This window comes from Micromonospora noduli, assembly GCF_003264365.1.
In the GTDB taxonomy this organism is placed as follows: Bacteria; Actinomycetota; Actinomycetes; order Mycobacteriales; family Micromonosporaceae; genus Micromonospora; species Micromonospora noduli.
Window position 1 is genome coordinate 16,132 of the sequence record NZ_PYAK01000031.1, and the last position, 15,968, is coordinate 32,099.

The window sequence follows — 15,968 nt, forward strand, 5'->3', positions numbered from 1 at the left end:
ACATTCGGTTCATGTTGCCCCCAGCGGGGCCCGGACCGACACACCGCCGCCCAAGCCGGCCTGCACGCGCCTGACCTGCCCAAATGGGTACGCCCCTCCGAGCCGGTCACGGCTCGAAGGGGCGCGCCCTCTATGTGGTTCGGCCCCACCCGATCAGGCGAAGCAGTCCAGAACGTTGAAGCAGTTGGTCGGGCGGTTGGCAGTGACGGCGGACTCGTCGTCCAGCGTCACGGTGCCGCCGATGCTGTTGAAGATGCCCCCCGGCTCAAGGGTGGAGAAGTTGTGCGCCACCTTCGTCCGGTGGAGCGTGACCTCGCCGCCCTCGGTGTTGAGGATGCCGCCGCCGCGGCCGAACGGACCGACGGCCCGGTTGCCCGACACCTCGCTGTCGCGCAGCGTGGTGACGCTCTCCTCGTTGAAGAGGCCCGCGCCGGAGAAGCCCGCGGTGTTGTCGTTGATCCTGCTGTTCTCGATCGTCGCAACGCTGTCGTTGGTCACGGCCAGGCCGCCACCCGAGCGAGCGGCGCTGTTCTTGACCACCGTGGCGTCCTTGAGGGTGAGCTGGCTGTCGGCCACCGCGACGCCACCACCGTCGAGCACCGCGGTGTTGTCACTGACCGTCGTCTGGTGCAACGTCGTGGTGCCCTCGACATCCAGGACACCGCCGCCGAAGCCGAGCGTCTCGTTGTCGGTGACCTCGCTCTTGTGGACCCAGACCGAGCCGCCGTCGACCTCCTCGGTGAAGATCCGCGCCGCGCCGTTGGAGATGCCGCCGCCGCCGATGATGCCGGTGTTGTCCTTGATCTTCGACTCGTCGACCTGGAGCAGGCCGGCGTTGAAGATGCCGCCGCCGAAGAAGAAGGCGGTGTTGTGCGCAACAGTCGTCTTGCTGAGCCTGGTGCTGCCGAAGTTGGCCAACCCGCCGCCGTTGCCGCCGGACTGGTTGTAGAGCAACTCGCTGTCCAGGATCTCCGCGCGACCACCGGGCTGCACCAGCACCCCGGCGCCGTCGGTGAACCCAGGCTGCTCGACCAGCGGCACCACCGCCGTACCGGCACCCACCGGCTTCGCCGCCGCGGCCACCGGCTTGGCCGTGGCGGCCTTGGTGGCAGTCGTGGCGGCCTTTGTTGCTGCCGCCGCGGGCTTGGCTGGCGCTGCTTTCGCGGCCTGCTTGGCGGCGGCCTTGGCGGGCGCGGCCTTGGCGGTGGCCTTCGTGGCCGGTTTGGCGGCGGTTGCTGCCGCCGTCGCGGTCGCTGGCTTGGCGCCGGCCGCCGTCGCGGTCGCCGGCTTCGCGGCGGGCGCCGCTGCGGCCGGTGGCGCGGCCACGGTCGAGCGGACCTGGACCGAGTACGGCGCCCAGACCGTCGCCGGGTCGGCGGTTATCGGGGACTGAAGGGTCTGGCCACCCCTGATGCTCAGGCCCTTGAGAGTGAGGTGCCCGCCAGCGCCGACGTTGAGGATGCGGAAGTAGTCGGCCGTGGCCTCGCGACCGATGGTGGTGTGCTCACCCTTGAGGGTGATGTGCTCAGTGATCACCGGGAGGCCGTTGCCGTCCTGGTTGCGGGTCAGGGTGTAGGTGCAGCCCCTGGCCAGCTCCAGCACGCCGCCGTCCTCGTTGTTGGCGAACGTGATCGCCTGGATCAGCTTGTCGGAGTCGCACGGGACCTGCTTGGTGCGGTCCTTCTCGTCGTGCTTGCCGTCCTTGCCGTCCTTCCGGTCCTTGCCATCCTCGCCGGACCGGTCGTCGAAGCCGCTCCAGTCGTCGCCGCTCCACTCGTCGTCCTGACCGCCGTCGTCCTTGGCGCCGCCCTTGTCCGCGCCGCCGTCGTCGCTGACGGTCTGCCGGTTGGTCGACGGCTGCGCGTCGGACACCTGGTCGGACTTTGGCTTGTCGTTCCGAGCGGCGACGCCGCCGAGGGCCGCGAGGCCGACCACGCCGGTCAGCCCGGCCACGCCGGCGACCCAGAGCGCCCGCCTTCGCCGTGTTGGCGGAGCCGTCGAGGCCCCGCCGTCGGTACTCGTTACGTCGTTGGACATCAGAGCCTTCCGCCCTTTCCTGCTACCAGACGGGATCGCACCGCCCGAGGCGCCACGACCAGCTACAAATGGGTTGTAGCCTCTGATCCTCACCGTATGAGAACCATCTTCGCGATGCGGACTTATCTGAGATAACCACGCATTTGGCACAGGTCAGGTGAGGGCGGCCAGCCGGTCCGGGCCGGTGGAAAGGTCCCGAGCAGCACGAACACCGAATGTCGACGGCCGGGGCACCTGGTTGCCAGCCCTCAGTGAGGGTCGGGCGGGCTGCTGCGGGCCAGACGGCGGCTGGGACGGGCGGGGCGTGGCCGGGCACCTGGTTGCCAGCTGCCACTGACGGGCAGGCGGCTGCTGCGGGCCTGGGCCGGGCCAGACGGCGGCCGGGACGGGCGGGGCGCGGGCCGGAGGGCGTTGGGTCAGGCGGAAAGCGCGGTCGGGCGTGGGTCGACTAGGGCTGGGCCGGACGCTTCAACGTTGCGGCGAGGTCAAGGTGCGGCGAGGTCGGTCCGTGGCGGGGTCGGTCCGTGGTGGGTGATCCACTCGGTTTTCTTGAAAACGCGGTATCCGAGCGGCCGGGACAGCGCGACTTCAAGGAAGTCGAGTGGATCACGCAGCGAGCCCCTGGCCCGCCAGCCCTCAAGAAGGGCCAGGCGGGCCAGGGGCGGGGCTTGATTCGCCAACCCCGGCAGACAGCCGGCTCAGCTGGGCAGGCGGGGGCCGGCTTCGCGCTGCTCGGCCAGCCAGGTCTCCACCTCGTCGGAGGTGCGGGGCAGCCCGGCCGACAGGTTGACCGCGCCGGTCGCGGTGACCAGCACGTCGTCCTCGATCCGAATGCCCATACCGCGCAGCTCGGCGGGGACCAGTTCGTCCTCCGGCTGGAAGTACAGACCGGGCTCGACGGTGAGCACGTAGCCCTCACCCAGCGCGCCGTCGCGGTAGGTCTCCTTACGGGCGTTGGAGCAGTCGTGCACGTCGATGCCGAGCATGTGGCCGAAGCCGTGCAGCGTCCACCGTCGGTAGACGGTCGACTTCTCGTCCATCGCCTCGTCCACGCTCACCGGCAGCAGACCCAGCTCGGACAGGCCCTCGGCGAGCACCCGCATGCAGGTCAGGTGGACGTCCTTGAACTTCACCCCGGGGCGGATGGCCTCGATGCCGGCCTGCTGCGAGGCGTACACGATGTCGTAGACCTGGCGCTGTAGCGCGGTGAACCGGCCGCTCACCGGCAGGACCCGGGTGACGTCGGCGGTGTAGAGGTTGCGGCCCTCGACGCCCATGTCCATCAGCAGCAGGTCACCCGGTCGGGTGGCGCCGTGGTTGTGCACCCAGTGCAGGATCGTGGCGTGCTCGCCGGCGCCGACGATCGAGCCGTACCCGACGTCGTTGCCGTCGTGGCGGGCCCGCAGCGCGAAGACGCCCTCCAGCAGCCGCTCGGAGACCGCCCGGTCCGCCGGCAGGATCCGGGCGACGTCCTCGAAGCCGCGTACGGTGGCGTCGATCGCGTCCTGGAGTTGGCCGATCTCCCACTCGTCCTTGACCAGCTTCATCTCCGAGATGGCGATGGCCAGCTCACGGTCCCGGGCCGGCTGGCCCTCGGTGCGGGGTCCGTCGTAGGGGCGGACGGCCGCGTCCACCTGGGCGTCGAAACCGCGCAACACCCGGGTACGCCCCGGAGCCAGGTCGGCGAGCGTCGCCTCCAGGCCGGTCAGGTCGGCGGTGGGCAGGCCCAGCTCGGTCGACTTCTCGCCGAGAGTGTGCCGCCGGCCCACCCACAGCTCGCCGTTGCGGCTGCGGAAGAACTCGTCGGTCTCCCGGGAGGACCGGGGCCGCATGTACAGCGTCGCGTCATGCCCCGAGCCGTTCGGGCGCAGCACCAGCACGCTGTCGGCGTCGTGGTCGCCGGTCAGGTAGGCGAAGTCGCTGCCCGGCCGGAACGGGTAGTCGGTGTCGTTGGCCCGGACCTTCTCGGTGCCGGTGGGGATCACCAGCGTCTCGCCGGGGAAGGCCGCCGAGAGGGCCGCCCGCCGCTTGGCGTAGTTGGGCGTCTCCGGGCGGGGCGTCACGGGGAGCGCGGTGTCGCTCCAGCCCTGCCGCATGAAGGACAGGAACGCCTCCGGGAAGTCCGGATCGTGCGATTCCGTACCGTCCGTCGGCGTACCGTCGGTCTGTCCCTCGGTCATTGCGCCGCTCCCTCCGCTTCGTTGCTGGTCCCGACGGTACCGCGCGTCCGGTTGGCGGTAACGCCCCCTGGGAGTCGGGTGGATCGACGGACGGCTGCAAGGGCCGACAGCGCGCGTGGAAAGATGGCCACCATGTGCGGACTTCTGGCCTTCTTCAGCGCGAACGGCAACGCCGCCGCGCATCGCGACCACATCGCCGGAGCGTTGGAATGCCTGCACCACCGCGGCCCTGACGAGACAGGGGTCGAGGTGGTCGGCGACGCCTCGGGCCGGTACGCGGACGGCGTGTTCGCCCACAAGCGGCTGGCCATCATCGACGTCGCGTCGAGCCACGAGCCACTGCCCTACGCGAACGGCCGTTACCTGCTGACCTTCAACGGCGAGATCTACAACTACATCGAGCTGCGCGAGGAGTTGATCAGAAACTTCGGTGCCCAGTTCGCCACCGCCGGTGACGGCGAGGTGATCGTCGCGGGCTACCACTTCTGGGGTGAGCAGGTGCTCACCCGGCTGCGGGGCATGTTCGCCTTCGTCATCTGGGACCGGCAGGAGCGCCGGGCGTTCGGTGCCCGTGACTATTTCGGCATCAAGCCGATGCACTACCTGGAGACCGCCGACGGCCTCTACCTGGCCTCGGAGAAGAAGGCGCTGCTGCCGTTCGCGCACAGCAACTACCAGGGCGACGCGGGCGTCGACACGGCCAACCTGAGCCACTACCTGACCCTGCAGTACGTCCCCGAGCCCGGCACCCTGCACAAGGGCATCAGCCGGATCGGCTCGGGGGAGTACCTGAACTGGACCCCGGGCGGCCGGATCGACGTACGCCGGTGGTACCGGCCGGTGTTCCGGCCGGCGCCGGTCGACGACGAGCAGAAGCTCTACCACGAGATCCGCGAGACGCTGCGGGAGAGCGTGCGCATGCACATGCGCTCCGACGTGCCGGTCGGCTCGTTCCTGTCCAGCGGCATCGACTCCACAGCTGTGGTGGCGCTGGCGCGGGAGTTCAACCCGAACATCCTCACCTTCACCGTCGGCTACGACGTGCCGGGTTACTCGGAGATCGACGTCGCCCAGGATTCGGCCCGGCACCTCGACGTCACCACGATCCCCACCAAGATCGGTCCGCAGGACATGATCGACGCGCTACCGAAGATCGTCTGGCACCTGGACGACCCGGTGGCCGACCCGGCGCTGGTGCCGCTCTACTTCGTGGCGAAGAAGGCCGCCGAGCACGTCACCGTGGTGCTCTCCGGTGAGGGCGCGGACGAGTTCTTCGGCGGTTACACGATCTACCGGGAGCCGCTGTCGCTGGGCACCGTCAACGGTCTGCCCGGCGGCGTGCAGAAGGGGCTGCGCGCGGTTTCCAAGGCGATCCCGCAGGGGGTCAAGGGCAAGAGCTTCCTGGAGCGCGGCACCACCCCGATCGAGGAGCGTTACTACGGCAACGCCCGGATGTTCACCGAGGAGGAGAAGCAGCACCTGATGCGCCGCTACGACCCCTCGGTGCGCTACACGGACGTGACCGCCCCGATCTACGCCGAGTGCACGGAGCTCGACGACGTCACCAAGATGCAGTACGTCGACCTCTACACCTGGCTGCGCGGCGACATCCTGGTCAAGGCCGACCGGATCTCGATGTCGCACTCGCTGGAGGTGCGGGTGCCGTTCCTCGACCGTGAGGTCTTCGACGTCGCGGCGAAGATCCCGGTCGACCTGAAGCTGCCGCCGCGCTCCGACGCCACGAAGTACGCGATGCGTCAGGCGTTGCAGGGTGTCGTGCCGCCGGCCATCGTCAACCGCAAGAAGCTGGGCTTCCCGACCCCCACCCGGGTCTGGCTGCGCGGCGAGATGTACGAGTGGGCCCGGCACGTGCTCAGCACCTCGGGTGCGGGTGACCTGCTCGACCTGTCGTACGCGCTGCGGCTGCTCGACGAGCACAAGCGGGAGGAGGCCGACCACTCCCGCAAGGTGTGGACGGTGCTGATCTTCTGCATCTGGCACGCGATCTTCGTGGCCAAGACCCTCGACCCGGGCATCCAGCGCAACCAGTCCGCCCTGCTCACGAAGCCGGTCGTCGGCTCCATGGTCCGCTGACCCCTGCCCCACCCTGTTGATCAAGAGGTTTGCGTCATCCGGAGCGGTTCCGGTGACGCAAACCTCTTGATCATTTCAGGGTGGTGGTGGTGGTTAGCGGCGGGCGCAGGTGACTGTGGGGAGTCCGTTGGTTCCTGTGGAGCTGGCCAGGAAGCCGAACGTTGTGGTGCCTTCCGGTGCGACAGTGCCGTTGTAGGCGACGTTTGTCGCCGTCACCGTCGAGCCGGACGATGTCTGGGTGGCACCCCAGATCTGACTGATCGCCTGCCCGTTGGGCCAGGTCCAGCTCGCGGTCCAACCGGCGAACGGCGTACTGCCGTGGTTCATGATCGTGACCTCGCCCTGGAAGCCGCCCTGCCAGGTGCTGGACACCTTGTAGGTGGCCATGCAGTCACCGCCGGACGGCGGCGGGGTGGTGGGCGGCGGGGTGGTGGGCGGCGGGTCGGTGGGCGGCGGGGTGGTGGGCGGCGGGTCGGTCGGCGTGCCACCCGGACCCACGCCGGTGACCTGGCCGTTGCCGCCGTCGAAGGTCACGTCGGAGCAGCCGAAGAAGTTCTCCTGCGAGTCCGAGCGGACCCAGCGGGAGTAGATGATGTGCCGGCCACTCTTGCCCGACGGCAGGTTGCCGCTGAAGTAGTAGTGCCCGTCGTTACTGCCGACCGAGCCGCGCTGCGGCGGGTTGGTCACCGTGAGGAACGGCTCCTCCAGGTCACTCCAGGCCAGGGCCCGGGTCGGGCTCCAGCTGTTCTTCGTCACGTAGAAGTAGAACGTGCCCGGGTGGTGCGCCCAGTTGCTGTACTTGAAGTCCAACCGCGCCCCGGCGGTCAGGTGGGTCAGCGGCCAGTCGGTGCGGGGCAGGTCGTAGCCGCGGAAACCGGTTGCGCCGCCGCTGCACAGTTGCCCGTCCGGGATGAAGCCGGTGGTCCGGCCGCCAGCGTCGGAGCGCAGCACGCTGAACCAGTTGTACAGCGAGTTCGCCCCGCTCTGCGCCACGGCGGCAGAGCACGCGGGGTTGTTCGGCCTGATCTCACCGGTCTGGCTGCGGCCGTCCTGCCAGCACAGGTAGGTGCGGCTGCCCGGCGTCATCGCCGCGCCGTGCGCGGCGGCCGGCTGAGGATTGGACGCCAGGGCGACAGCGCCCAGCGCGAGGGTCATGGCCGCGGTGAGCAAGGCGGCCGTACGGGAACGGTTCACGGGTTCTCCTGACTCGCGAGGGGCGCTGCCTGAGCCGCCCCGCCGCAATCGGGTGGGATGTGGCGTGATCGCCCCGCTGTCGTGAGCGGTCGACGATCACGGCGACGTGCCCCGGCGGAAAACAGCCAGTGGACGTGCGCCGTCGACGGTCCTGTCCTGGACCGGTGCCCTCGCGTCTAACCAACCCGGCAACCGGCGGTGCCGCAGCCCTCGCACCGCCCGGTACGCGTCATCCCACCACGCCGCAGGGCCGAGCGCAATAGGTCTTCCTCGATGCATGAGAAGGCCCGCCGGCCGCGGCTGGACGCCATATCCTGCGTACGGGGAGCGGGAACGGAGAGGCGGCAGCCGGTGCCGGACGTGTTCGACGAGGTGCACCGCCGGTGCCGCGACGGCGAGCCGATCGCGCTGGCCACCGTGGTGGCCACCTGGCACTCCGCCCCGCAGCCACCCGGTACCGCCATGGTGGTCACGACCGACGGCACGGTCATCGGCAGCGTCTCCGGCGGCTGCGTCGAGGCGGATCTCTACGAACGGGCCCGCCGTGTGCTCGACACCGGCCAACCCGAGCTGTGCCGCTACGGGATCAGCGACGACGACGCGTACACCGTGGGCCTGACCTGCGGCGGCATCCTCGACGTGTTCGTGGAGCGCGTCGACACGAGAGCCCTGCCGGCGCTGGACGCGGTCGCCGCCGCCCGCCGCAGCGGCCACCCGGCGGCGATCGTCACCTGCGTGGCCGCCGACGCCACCGACGATCCACCCGCCGATGCCGGCAGTTCTCCGGGCGTCGCACCGACCGACCCGGCCCGGCGGCTCGGCCGGCGGCTGGTGCTGACCGGCCAGCGGTCCGTCGGCTCGCTCGGCGACGACCGGCTCGACGACGCCGCCAGCGCCGACGCCCTCGGGCTGCTCGCCGCCGGACGCAGCGGAATGCTCCGGTACGGGTACCACGGGCAGCGCCGAGGCGGCGGCATCAGCCTCTTCGTGACCGCGTACGCCACCCCGCCCCGGATGATCGTCTTCGGGGCGATCGACTTCGCCGCCGCGGTGGCCCGGATCGGCGCGTTCCTCGGCTACCGGGTCACCGTCTGCGACGCCCGGCCGGTCTTCGCCACCGCGCGGCGCTTTCCCGAGGCGGACGAGGTCGTGGTGCAGTGGCCGCACCGCTACCTGCGTACCGAGTTGGCGGCCGATCGGCTCGACGAGCGGACGGTGCTGTGCGTGCTCACCCACGACCCCAGGTTCGACGTGCCGTTGCTGGAGCTGGCGCTGCGCCACCCGCTGGCGTACGTCGGCGCGATGGGCTCACGACGCACCCACGACGAGCGACACAAGCTGCTGAGCGAGGCGGGGCTCAGTCCGGCGCAGCTCGCCCGGCTCGCCTCCCCGATCGGCTTGGACCTCGGTGGTCGTACCCCGGAGGAGACCGCCGTGAGTGTGGCCGCGCAGATCGTCGCGGCCCGGTGGGGCGGCACTGGTCGCCCGCTCGCGGTACTCGACGGGCCGATCCACCAGCCGGGGTAGCGCGCACGTCGGTGCGTGGCCTTCGGCGCCCATCGGGCCGTGCGCTGTGCCAGCCTGGTGCCACGGAGATCGGCTCGGCGATCGGCGGCCGGTGGCGACGACGAGAGGATCGGCATGGGATACGCGGTGGTGCTCGGTGAAGCGCTCGTCGACCTGCTCGACAGCGAGCTCGACGGGGAACGGGTCTATCGGCAGGCCATCGGCGGCGGGCCACTGAACGTCGCCGTCGGGGTGGCCCGACTCGGCGGTGCGGCACAGTTCGTCGGCTCGCTCGGTGACGACGCGCTGGGCGGCCGGATCCGCGCCTTCCTCACCGCTGCCGACGTCGGGGTGGCCGGTGCGATCACGGTCCCCGCGCCGACCACGCTCGCGGTGGTCACGTACGCCGGGCCGGAGCCGGACTTCCGTTTCTACGGCGAGCCGGCCTCCTACGCACTGCTCGGCCCAGATGATCTGGACCTGGCGCTGCTGGAGGGCGCCGACGTGCTCTACTGCGGCTCGATAGTGCTGCTGCAACCCGCCCCGCTCGCCGCCGCCCGCCGTGCCTGGTCGCTCGTCCCCGGCCTGCGGGTCTTCGACCCGAACGTGCGTCCCCGGCTGCTGGACGGGCCGGCCGCGCTGGAAGGGCTGCGCGAGGTGGTGGCCGAGTTCGCCGCCGGCGCGCACCTGGTCAAGCTGAGCGCCGCCGACGCGGTGCTGCTCTATCCCGGTGAGCCGGTCGAGGGGGTGGCGGCGTACCTGCGTGAGTTGGGGGCGGCCACCGTGGTGGTGACGCTCGGCGCGGCCGGTGCGGTGCTGGCCGCCGCCGAGGCTGACCCGGTCCGGGTGCCGGCCCCCAAGGTCAACGCGATCGACGCCACCGGCGCTGGTGACTCCGTGATGGCCGCGCTGATCGCCGACCTGCTCGTCGACGGTGAGCCGGAGGGCCCGTCGGGCTGGGCCGATCGGGTCGCCTTCGCGCTGCGGGTTGCCGGCCTGGTCTGCGAATCCCCGGGCGGCGCCACCGCCATGCCCACCCGCACCGCCGTACACAACCGCTTCAACACCTAACCCCGCGCCCCACCCACCTCACCCCGCGCCGATCTTGCACTTTCGGTCGACGGTTGGTCCGCTCTGCTCTTATTCGACGCCGCAGAAAGTGCAAGATCGCGGCAGGAGTGGGGCGGGGGAGCGCGGGTTGACCTCCGACTTTGTGAGCGTTAACATCGATGATGCGCGATGGAAGCGTGCGCGTCGTCGGGGAGGCTCTGATGCGGGTGGTTCTGGTACCTCTGGCGTTCCGCCGCGTCGCGGCCCTGCTGGTCATGCTGCTCGTGGCTGCCGGGATGGTCGTCGCCGACCCGCCGGAGCGGGCGGCCGCGTGGGACAACGGGGTGGCCGACACCCCGCCGATGGGGTGGAACAGCTACGACTCGTTCAACTGGAGCGTCACCGAGGCCGACGTCCGGGCCAACGCCGACTACATGGCCACGAACCTGCGGCAGTTCGGCTGGGAGTACGTGGTGATCGACTGGGCCTGGTACTACCCCGGTCGGCACAACAACAGCCCCAACCAGGACGCGAACCTGCAACCCCGGCTCCGGATGGACGCCAACGGACGGCTGCTGCCGGACACCACCCGGTTCCCCTCCGCCGCCGGTGAGAACGGGTTCAAGCCGCTCGCCGACTACGTCCACGCGCAGGGGCTGAAGTTCGGCGTCCACCTGATGCGAGGCATTCCCCGCCAGGCGGTCGCCGACAACGTCCCGATCCTCGGCACCACCTGCCGCGCCAACCAGATCAACAGCACCAACACCGCGGCCTGGCTCAACCTGATGTGGGGCCTGAACATGGCCAACCCCTGCGCGCAGACCTACCTGGACTCGATGTTCCAGCTGCTGGCGTCCTGGGGAGTCGACTACGTGAAGGTGGACGACATCGCCGCCCCGACGTACCGGCAGTCGGAGGTCGAGGGATACCGGCTCGCCATCCAGCGCAGCGGTCGCCCGATGGTGCTGAGCCTGTCACCCGGCCCGACCTCGCTGGCCAGCGGCGCACACGTCCAGGCCAACGCCCACATGTGGCGGATCGTCAACGATCTCTGGGACAACTGGTCGTCCGTGGACGCGCTCTTCGACCAACTGCGCAACTGGACCCCGTACCGCACCACCGGCGCCTGGCCCGACGCCGACATGATTCCGATCGGTCGGCTCTCCAGGTACGGGCCGGTCGGCTCGCCGCGATACTCCAACCTGACCCCCGACGAGCAGCGCACCCTGATGTCACTCTGGGCGATCAACCGGGCGCCACTGATGTGGGGCGGCAATCTGGTCGAGAACCGCGCCGCGGAGCTGGCGTTGATGACCAACGCCGCGGTCATCGGGGTCAACCAGAACAGCACGAACAACCGTCAGCTCTACGGCGGCAGCCGGCAGGCGTGGATCGCCGACGTGCCGGGCAGCAACGATCGGTACGTCGCCCTGTTCAACAGGGACGGCAGCGCGGCGCAGGTGTCGGTGAACCTCGCCGACCTCGGGATCGGGTCGGCCGCCGTGACCGACCTGTGGTCCGGCGCGGCCCTCGGCGCGGTGACCGGCACCCTCACCCGGTCGCTCCCGGCCCACGGAGCCGGGCTGTACCGGCTGACCCCGGACACCACAGTGCCGGTGCCGACCGCGTACACCCTCACCGCGCGACACAGTGGCAAGCTGCTGGACGTCTACAACAACGCGACCACCGACGGCGCCGAGATGGTGCAGTGGGCCGCGAACGGTCAGCCCAACCAGCGGTGGCGCTTCCAGGACGCGGGTGGCGGTTACCAGACGGTGGTCAGCGTGCACAGCGGCAAGTGCCTGGACGTCAACGGCGGCGCGAGCGCCACAGCCGACGGGATCCGCGTGATCCAGTGGAGCTGCAACGGCGGCACCAACCAGCAGTGGCGCATACAGGATCTCGGCTCGGGGTACGTGCAGCTCGTCGCCCGGCACAGCGGCAAGTGCCTGGAGGTGCTCAACGCCGCCACCACCGACGGTGCCCGCCTGGCCCAGTGGACGTGTGGCGCCGGCACCCACCAGCAGTGGCGGCGTACCCAGGTGTAGCTGCGCCGGGTGGGTCAGGCAGTGCCGGTCAGTTCCAGGTAGCCGCGGTGGGCGGCGACCAGGGCCGGGCGGGCCCCGAAGGGGGCCTCGGCGGCCACCCGCTCCGGCGGGGCGCTGCCGGTGTGCGCGGCCCGGATCAACCAGGCCAGCTTCGCCAGCTCCGCGTGCTGGGCCCGGACGAAGTCGACGTCCACCGGGTCGCCGTGGCCCGGAATCACCACAGTGCGCGCGGTGGTCAGTCGCAGCAGATCCGCGACCGCGTCCGGCCACTGCAACGGGTACGAGTCCTCGAAGGCGGGCGGACCGCTCTGCTCCACCAGGTCCCCGGCCACCAACACGTCGGCGTCCGGCACGTGCACCACCAGGTCGGCCTCGGTGTGCCCCCGCCCCGGGTGACGCAGCAGCACCCGTCGACCGCCCAGGTCCAGGACCGTCTCGACGTGCACTGTGTGCGTGGGGGCGAGCAGCGAGGTGTCGGCCAGCTCGGCGGCGAGCGCCGGGTGCTCCGTGCGCAACTCCTCGTACGCCTCCCGGCGCAGCCGCTCCGGCTCCTCGCGGAGGGCGGTGGCGGCCAGTTCGTGCGCGTACACCGGGCGGGGTGGGTCGCCGGCCAGGACGGCGTTGCCGAAGCAGTGGTCGTAGTGGTGGTGGGTGTTCACCAGCGTCAACGGACGGTCGGTGACCGCCCGGACGGCCGCGGCCAGCTCGGTGGCCTGGGCGGCCGAGGAGAGCGTGTCCACCAGTAGCGCCTCGTCGTCGCCGACGACCAGTGTGACGTTGACCCGCAGCAGCGGTTCGGCCAGCACGTGCACCCGGTCGGCGACCTCGACGAAACCGGCGTTCACGACGCCCGCCCGGCGCGTTCGACGAAGCGCGCCCGGTCGACCAGGATCCGGTCCACCCGGCCCCGGGCCACCGTCTGGTCGCCGTCGCTGACAGTGACCTCGAACGACAGCCGGCGACCGTCGACGGTCGTCAGCAGCGCCTGCGCGCGGACCGTCCGGCCGACCACTGTCGGCGCCAGGTGCTCCAACTCGACCCGGGTGCCCACTGTCGTCGAACCGGGCGGCATCCCGGTCGCCGTCGCCGCGACGGTGGCCGCCTCTGCCAGCGCCAGCACCCGGGGAGTGCCGAGCACCGGTACGTCCCCGGAACCGACCGCCTGGGCGGTGTCCGCGTCGGTGACGGTCAACTCGACCTGGGCGGTCAGACCCGGCGCGAAGGCCGGCTCGGGCTGCTCCTGCATGGTCGTCAGCCTAGGTGCTCGCTGGACGCGTCGAGCACGCGCCCGACGATCCGGGCGGGGCCACCCCCGACGTGCAACGGGTGGTCCCCGTCGGTCGATGCCGTCCCCGTCGTTAACCTTGACCCCGATGGCCGTCGTGACTGACCCCCAGCCCCCCGCCCGGACCGACCCGCCCGCGTCCCCGGACGGGGGTCGTCGGCGCGTCGTCGCCATGACCGTCTGGGCGGTCGCCTTCGTCGCCGCGTGGCTGGCCATCGGCCTGCCCACCGACCCGGCGTACGCCTTCGTCTGGATCTGGCTTGCGACCATCGCCTGGAACAGCGAGCGGCCGTGGCGCAGCCACCTGCGCTTCGCCCGGGACTGGGTGCCGGTGGTACTGCTGTTCGTGATCTACAACCTCTCGCGCGGGTTCGCCGACAACGGGGCCACGCCGCACGCGATGGAGCTGATCGTCGCCGACCGGTTCATGTTCGGCTGGGCCACCGGCGGCGAGGTGCCCACCGTCTGGTTGCAGCAGCACCTCTACCACCCGCAGGTGCACTGGTGGGATGTCGCCGCGAGCTGGGTGTACTTCTCCCACTTCGTGGTGGCGCTGACCGCCGCCGCGGTGCTCTGGCTGCGTGACCGGCACCGCTGGGCCGCGTACATGAGGCGCTGGGGTTTCCTCTGCGCGGCCGGCCTGGTCACCTACTTCATCTACCCGGCCGCCCCGCCCTGGTGGGCGGCGCAGAACGGCCTGCTCACCGAGGTCGCCCGGATCTCGACCCGGGGTTGGAAGGCGTTCGGCATGCACGGTGCCGGCAACGTCCTCAACGCCGGTCAGATCGCCTCCAACCCGGTCGCCGCGATGCCGTCGCTGCACACCGCGTGGGCGTTGTTCGTGGTGCTGTTCTTCCTGACCGCGACCCGTCGTCGCTGGTGGCCGCTGCTGCTCGCGTACCCGCTGGCGATGACCTTCACCCTGGTCTACTCGGGTGAGCACTACGTGATCGACGTGCTGGTCGGCTGGGCCTACGTGGGGCTGACGTTCCTGGTGGTCGGTCTGGCGGAGCGCGGCTGGGCGGCGTGGCGCGTCCGCCACCCGAGCGCCAAGTCGGCACCGGCCACGGAACCCCCACCGACGCCCACCGACCCCCCGCCCGGCGAGCCCGAGCCCCCGTCACCACGGGAACCGGACACCACCACCCACCCCGCGATCCCCGCCGACCGTTAGGTTTCTGTCCCCGACCCGGAGTTGGTATTCAGCGCAGCACGGGTTCGTCGGGTGGTAGCGACCGCACCTCGGGCCTCAGGCGACGGGTGAGGCGATTGATGCCGGCCATGGTGGCGGCGATCACCGTGATGAGGATCGCCAGCGGCAGCGGCTGACCGTCGAAGTGCCGCATCGCCGTGTTGGAGAGCAGCGGGTCGGGGACGAGCCATCCGGCGATGAAGCCGGTGAGTCCGACACCGATGATGACGGCGGGCCGGTGGCGGCGGACTGCGAAGGCGGCTCCGACAGCGACGGCGGCGGCGGTGAGGATCCCGATGACGGTCGGCACGGCGTCGGGAACGTAGACGCCGTGGCGCCCCCACTCTCCGGTGCCCTTCCAGGCGAGGATCCCGAGCGGGACGAGGGCCCACCAGAACAGGCGCGGCCGGGGCACGGCCCACCGCTCGCGGGCGGCGATCGCGAGCAGGACGAGGGTCAGGGCCGGTGGGGCGGCGGACGCCACGAGTTGCTGGCCGGGGTTGATTCCCAGGCCGGCGCCGCTGACCACGTCGATGACGAGCCAACCTACGGTGGCCGTCAGGAATATCGCCTGCAGGGTGAGGGCGGTCCGGGTCGCGCCGCACAGCCAGGCGATCAGCGGTGCGAGGGGCAGCAGACCGAGAGCGACAAGCTGCGGCCAGCCGGCGATGACGGCCGACATGTCGGTGGCGAGGACGGCACCGGTGAACAAATCCAGGGTGTGACCAGCGGGCTGGGTGCCGGCGGCGACCAGCAGGGCGGTGAGCCCGGTGGTCAGGGCCGTGGTGGTGACGGGCGTGGTGAGTCGCAGCCGGATCGCCAGGGCGATGATGTGCAGTGTCTCGTGTCGGCTGGGGCGCCGGCGGCCGTCGTCGAGGTCGAGCAGCAGCCCGAGCAGTTCCTCACCGCGGGTGGTGCGGTGCGTGGCCGGCAGCAGGCGCAGCAGTCGCCGATATCGTCGTTCCAGGGGGCTGATGTCCGGGCTCATCCGATGGTCCCAAGGCGCGGGGCGTTGCGGGCGGCACGCTTGTTGAGGCGCTCCTCGGCGAGCCGGACCGCGGTGGCCATCCGCTGGCTCTCGGCGCGGATGGCGTCTGCCCCCGCGTCGGTCAGTTTGTAGAAACGGCGCAGCCGGCCCTTCTCCACCTCGTCGTGGTCGGGGGCGATGAGCCCCTGGGTGACGAGGCGGTCGAGGGCCCCGTAGAGCGTGCCGGCGCGTAACCGGATCCGGCCGTCGGTCATCTCGTCGACCTCTGTCACCACCGCGTAGCCATGGCGGGGTTGGTCGGCGAGGGCGGAGAGGATCAGGAACGTCTGCTCACTGATGTCCATGGGCTATATATATCGCACTCCGATATATATAGCAATGACGTCGACCGTGG

Annotated in this window: 12 protein-coding genes; 5 read left to right on the forward strand and 7 right to left on the reverse strand. The window is 70.8% G+C overall.

All coding sequences use genetic code 11. The annotated features are described in order from the left end of the window. Nucleotides 1–153: 153 nt before the first annotated feature. On the reverse strand, nt 154–2,037 hold the full coding sequence (locus GUI43_RS21590) for a right-handed parallel beta-helix repeat-containing protein (RefSeq protein ID WP_112582949.1): 1,884 nt from the start codon (nt 2,035–2,037) through the stop codon (nt 154–156). Nucleotides 2,038–2,735: 698 nt separating this feature from the next. Further along, nucleotides 2,736–4,217: an aminopeptidase P family protein gene (locus tag GUI43_RS21595; protein ID WP_112582950.1), complete on the reverse strand. Its 1,482-nt coding sequence runs from the start codon at nt 4,215–4,217 to the stop codon at nt 2,736–2,738. A 132-nt stretch (nt 4,218–4,349) separates the two neighbouring features. Here GUI43_RS21595 and asnB point away from each other — a divergent pair, with 132 nt between their 5' ends. Next, nucleotides 4,350–6,311 carry an asparagine synthase (glutamine-hydrolyzing) gene (gene asnB, locus GUI43_RS21600; protein ID WP_091405235.1) on the forward strand — a complete coding sequence of 654 codons (1,962 nt, stop codon included), beginning with the start codon at nt 4,350–4,352 and terminating at the stop codon, nt 6,309–6,311. Between the two features lie 93 nt (nt 6,312–6,404). Here the strand turns inward: asnB and GUI43_RS21605 are convergent, their stop codons facing one another. Further along, on the reverse strand, nt 6,405–7,466 hold the full coding sequence (locus GUI43_RS21605) for a lytic polysaccharide monooxygenase (RefSeq protein ID WP_112583301.1): 1,062 nt from the start codon (nt 7,464–7,466) through the stop codon (nt 6,405–6,407). Nucleotides 7,467–7,856: 390 nt separating this feature from the next. On the opposite strand from GUI43_RS21605, the gene GUI43_RS21610 reads away from it, so the two are divergent. From GUI43_RS21610 to GUI43_RS21620, 3 genes are all read left to right on the forward strand, one after another. Then, nucleotides 7,857–9,032, forward strand: a complete 1,176-nt coding sequence (locus GUI43_RS21610) for an XdhC family protein (RefSeq protein ID WP_112582951.1) — start codon at nt 7,857–7,859, stop codon at nt 9,030–9,032. A 114-nt stretch (nt 9,033–9,146) separates the two neighbouring features. Next, nucleotides 9,147–10,082, forward strand: a complete 936-nt coding sequence (locus tag GUI43_RS21615; RefSeq protein WP_112699650.1) for a PfkB family carbohydrate kinase — start codon at nt 9,147–9,149, stop codon at nt 10,080–10,082. Between the two features lie 200 nt (nt 10,083–10,282). Further along, nucleotides 10,283–12,109 (forward strand): alpha-galactosidase, encoded by a 1,827-nt coding sequence (locus GUI43_RS21620; RefSeq protein WP_170158767.1) that lies wholly within the window; start codon nt 10,283–10,285, stop codon nt 12,107–12,109. Between the two features lie 14 nt (nt 12,110–12,123). Here GUI43_RS21620 and GUI43_RS21625 read toward each other — a convergent pair whose 3' ends face one another. Next, nucleotides 12,124–12,954 (reverse strand): MBL fold metallo-hydrolase, encoded by an 831-nt coding sequence (locus GUI43_RS21625; RefSeq protein WP_112603434.1) that lies wholly within the window; start codon nt 12,952–12,954, stop codon nt 12,124–12,126. Then, entirely contained in the window at nt 12,951–13,355 is a 405-nt protein-coding gene (locus tag GUI43_RS21630) for a thioesterase family protein (protein ID WP_112699652.1), read from the reverse strand. Before GUI43_RS21630 ends, GUI43_RS21625 begins: the two co-directional genes overlap by 4 nt. 127 nt (nt 13,356–13,482) lie before the next feature. Here GUI43_RS21630 and GUI43_RS21635 point away from each other — a divergent pair, with 127 nt between their 5' ends. Next, nucleotides 13,483–14,568, forward strand: a complete 1,086-nt coding sequence (locus tag GUI43_RS21635) for a phosphatase PAP2 family protein (RefSeq protein ID WP_112699653.1) — start codon at nt 13,483–13,485, stop codon at nt 14,566–14,568. Between the two features lie 28 nt (nt 14,569–14,596). Here the strand turns inward: GUI43_RS21635 and GUI43_RS21640 are convergent, their stop codons facing one another. Both GUI43_RS21640 and GUI43_RS21645 read right to left on the reverse strand, forming a co-directional pair. Further along, nucleotides 14,597–15,574, reverse strand: coding sequence for a hypothetical protein (locus tag GUI43_RS21640; RefSeq protein WP_112699654.1), 978 nt, complete (start codon nt 15,572–15,574; stop codon nt 14,597–14,599). Then, nucleotides 15,571–15,918 (reverse strand): PadR family transcriptional regulator, encoded by a 348-nt coding sequence (locus tag GUI43_RS21645; protein ID WP_112582958.1) that lies wholly within the window; start codon nt 15,916–15,918, stop codon nt 15,571–15,573. Before GUI43_RS21645 ends, GUI43_RS21640 begins: the two co-directional genes overlap by 4 nt. Nucleotides 15,919–15,968 lie beyond the last annotated feature (50 nt).

What these genes read in the sequence shown, in the direction of transcription:
- GUI43_RS21640 (WP_112699654.1), bottom strand. Translation starts at nt 15,574, where the DNA reads ATGAGCCCGGACATCAGCCCCCTGGAACGACGATATCGGCGACTGCTG.
- GUI43_RS21635 (WP_112699653.1), top strand. Translation starts at nt 13,483, where the DNA reads ATGGCCGTCGTGACTGACCCCCAGCCCCCCGCCCGGACCGACCCGCCC.
- asnB (WP_091405235.1), top strand. Translation starts at nt 4,350, where the DNA reads ATGTGCGGACTTCTGGCCTTCTTCAGCGCGAACGGCAACGCCGCCGCG.
- GUI43_RS21595 (WP_112582950.1), bottom strand. Translation starts at nt 4,217, where the DNA reads ATGACCGAGGGACAGACCGACGGTACGCCGACGGACGGTACGGAATCG.
- GUI43_RS21615 (WP_112699650.1), top strand. Translation starts at nt 9,147, where the DNA reads ATGGGATACGCGGTGGTGCTCGGTGAAGCGCTCGTCGACCTGCTCGAC.
- GUI43_RS21590 (WP_112582949.1), bottom strand. Translation starts at nt 2,037, where the DNA reads ATGTCCAACGACGTAACGAGTACCGACGGCGGGGCCTCGACGGCTCCG.
- GUI43_RS21645 (WP_112582958.1), bottom strand. Translation starts at nt 15,918, where the DNA reads ATGGACATCAGTGAGCAGACGTTCCTGATCCTCTCCGCCCTCGCCGAC.
- GUI43_RS21605 (WP_112583301.1), bottom strand. Translation starts at nt 7,466, where the DNA reads ATGACCCTCGCGCTGGGCGCTGTCGCCCTGGCGTCCAATCCTCAGCCG.
- GUI43_RS21620 (WP_170158767.1), top strand. Translation starts at nt 10,283, where the DNA reads ATGCGGGTGGTTCTGGTACCTCTGGCGTTCCGCCGCGTCGCGGCCCTG.
- GUI43_RS21630 (WP_112699652.1), bottom strand. Translation starts at nt 13,355, where the DNA reads ATGCAGGAGCAGCCCGAGCCGGCCTTCGCGCCGGGTCTGACCGCCCAG.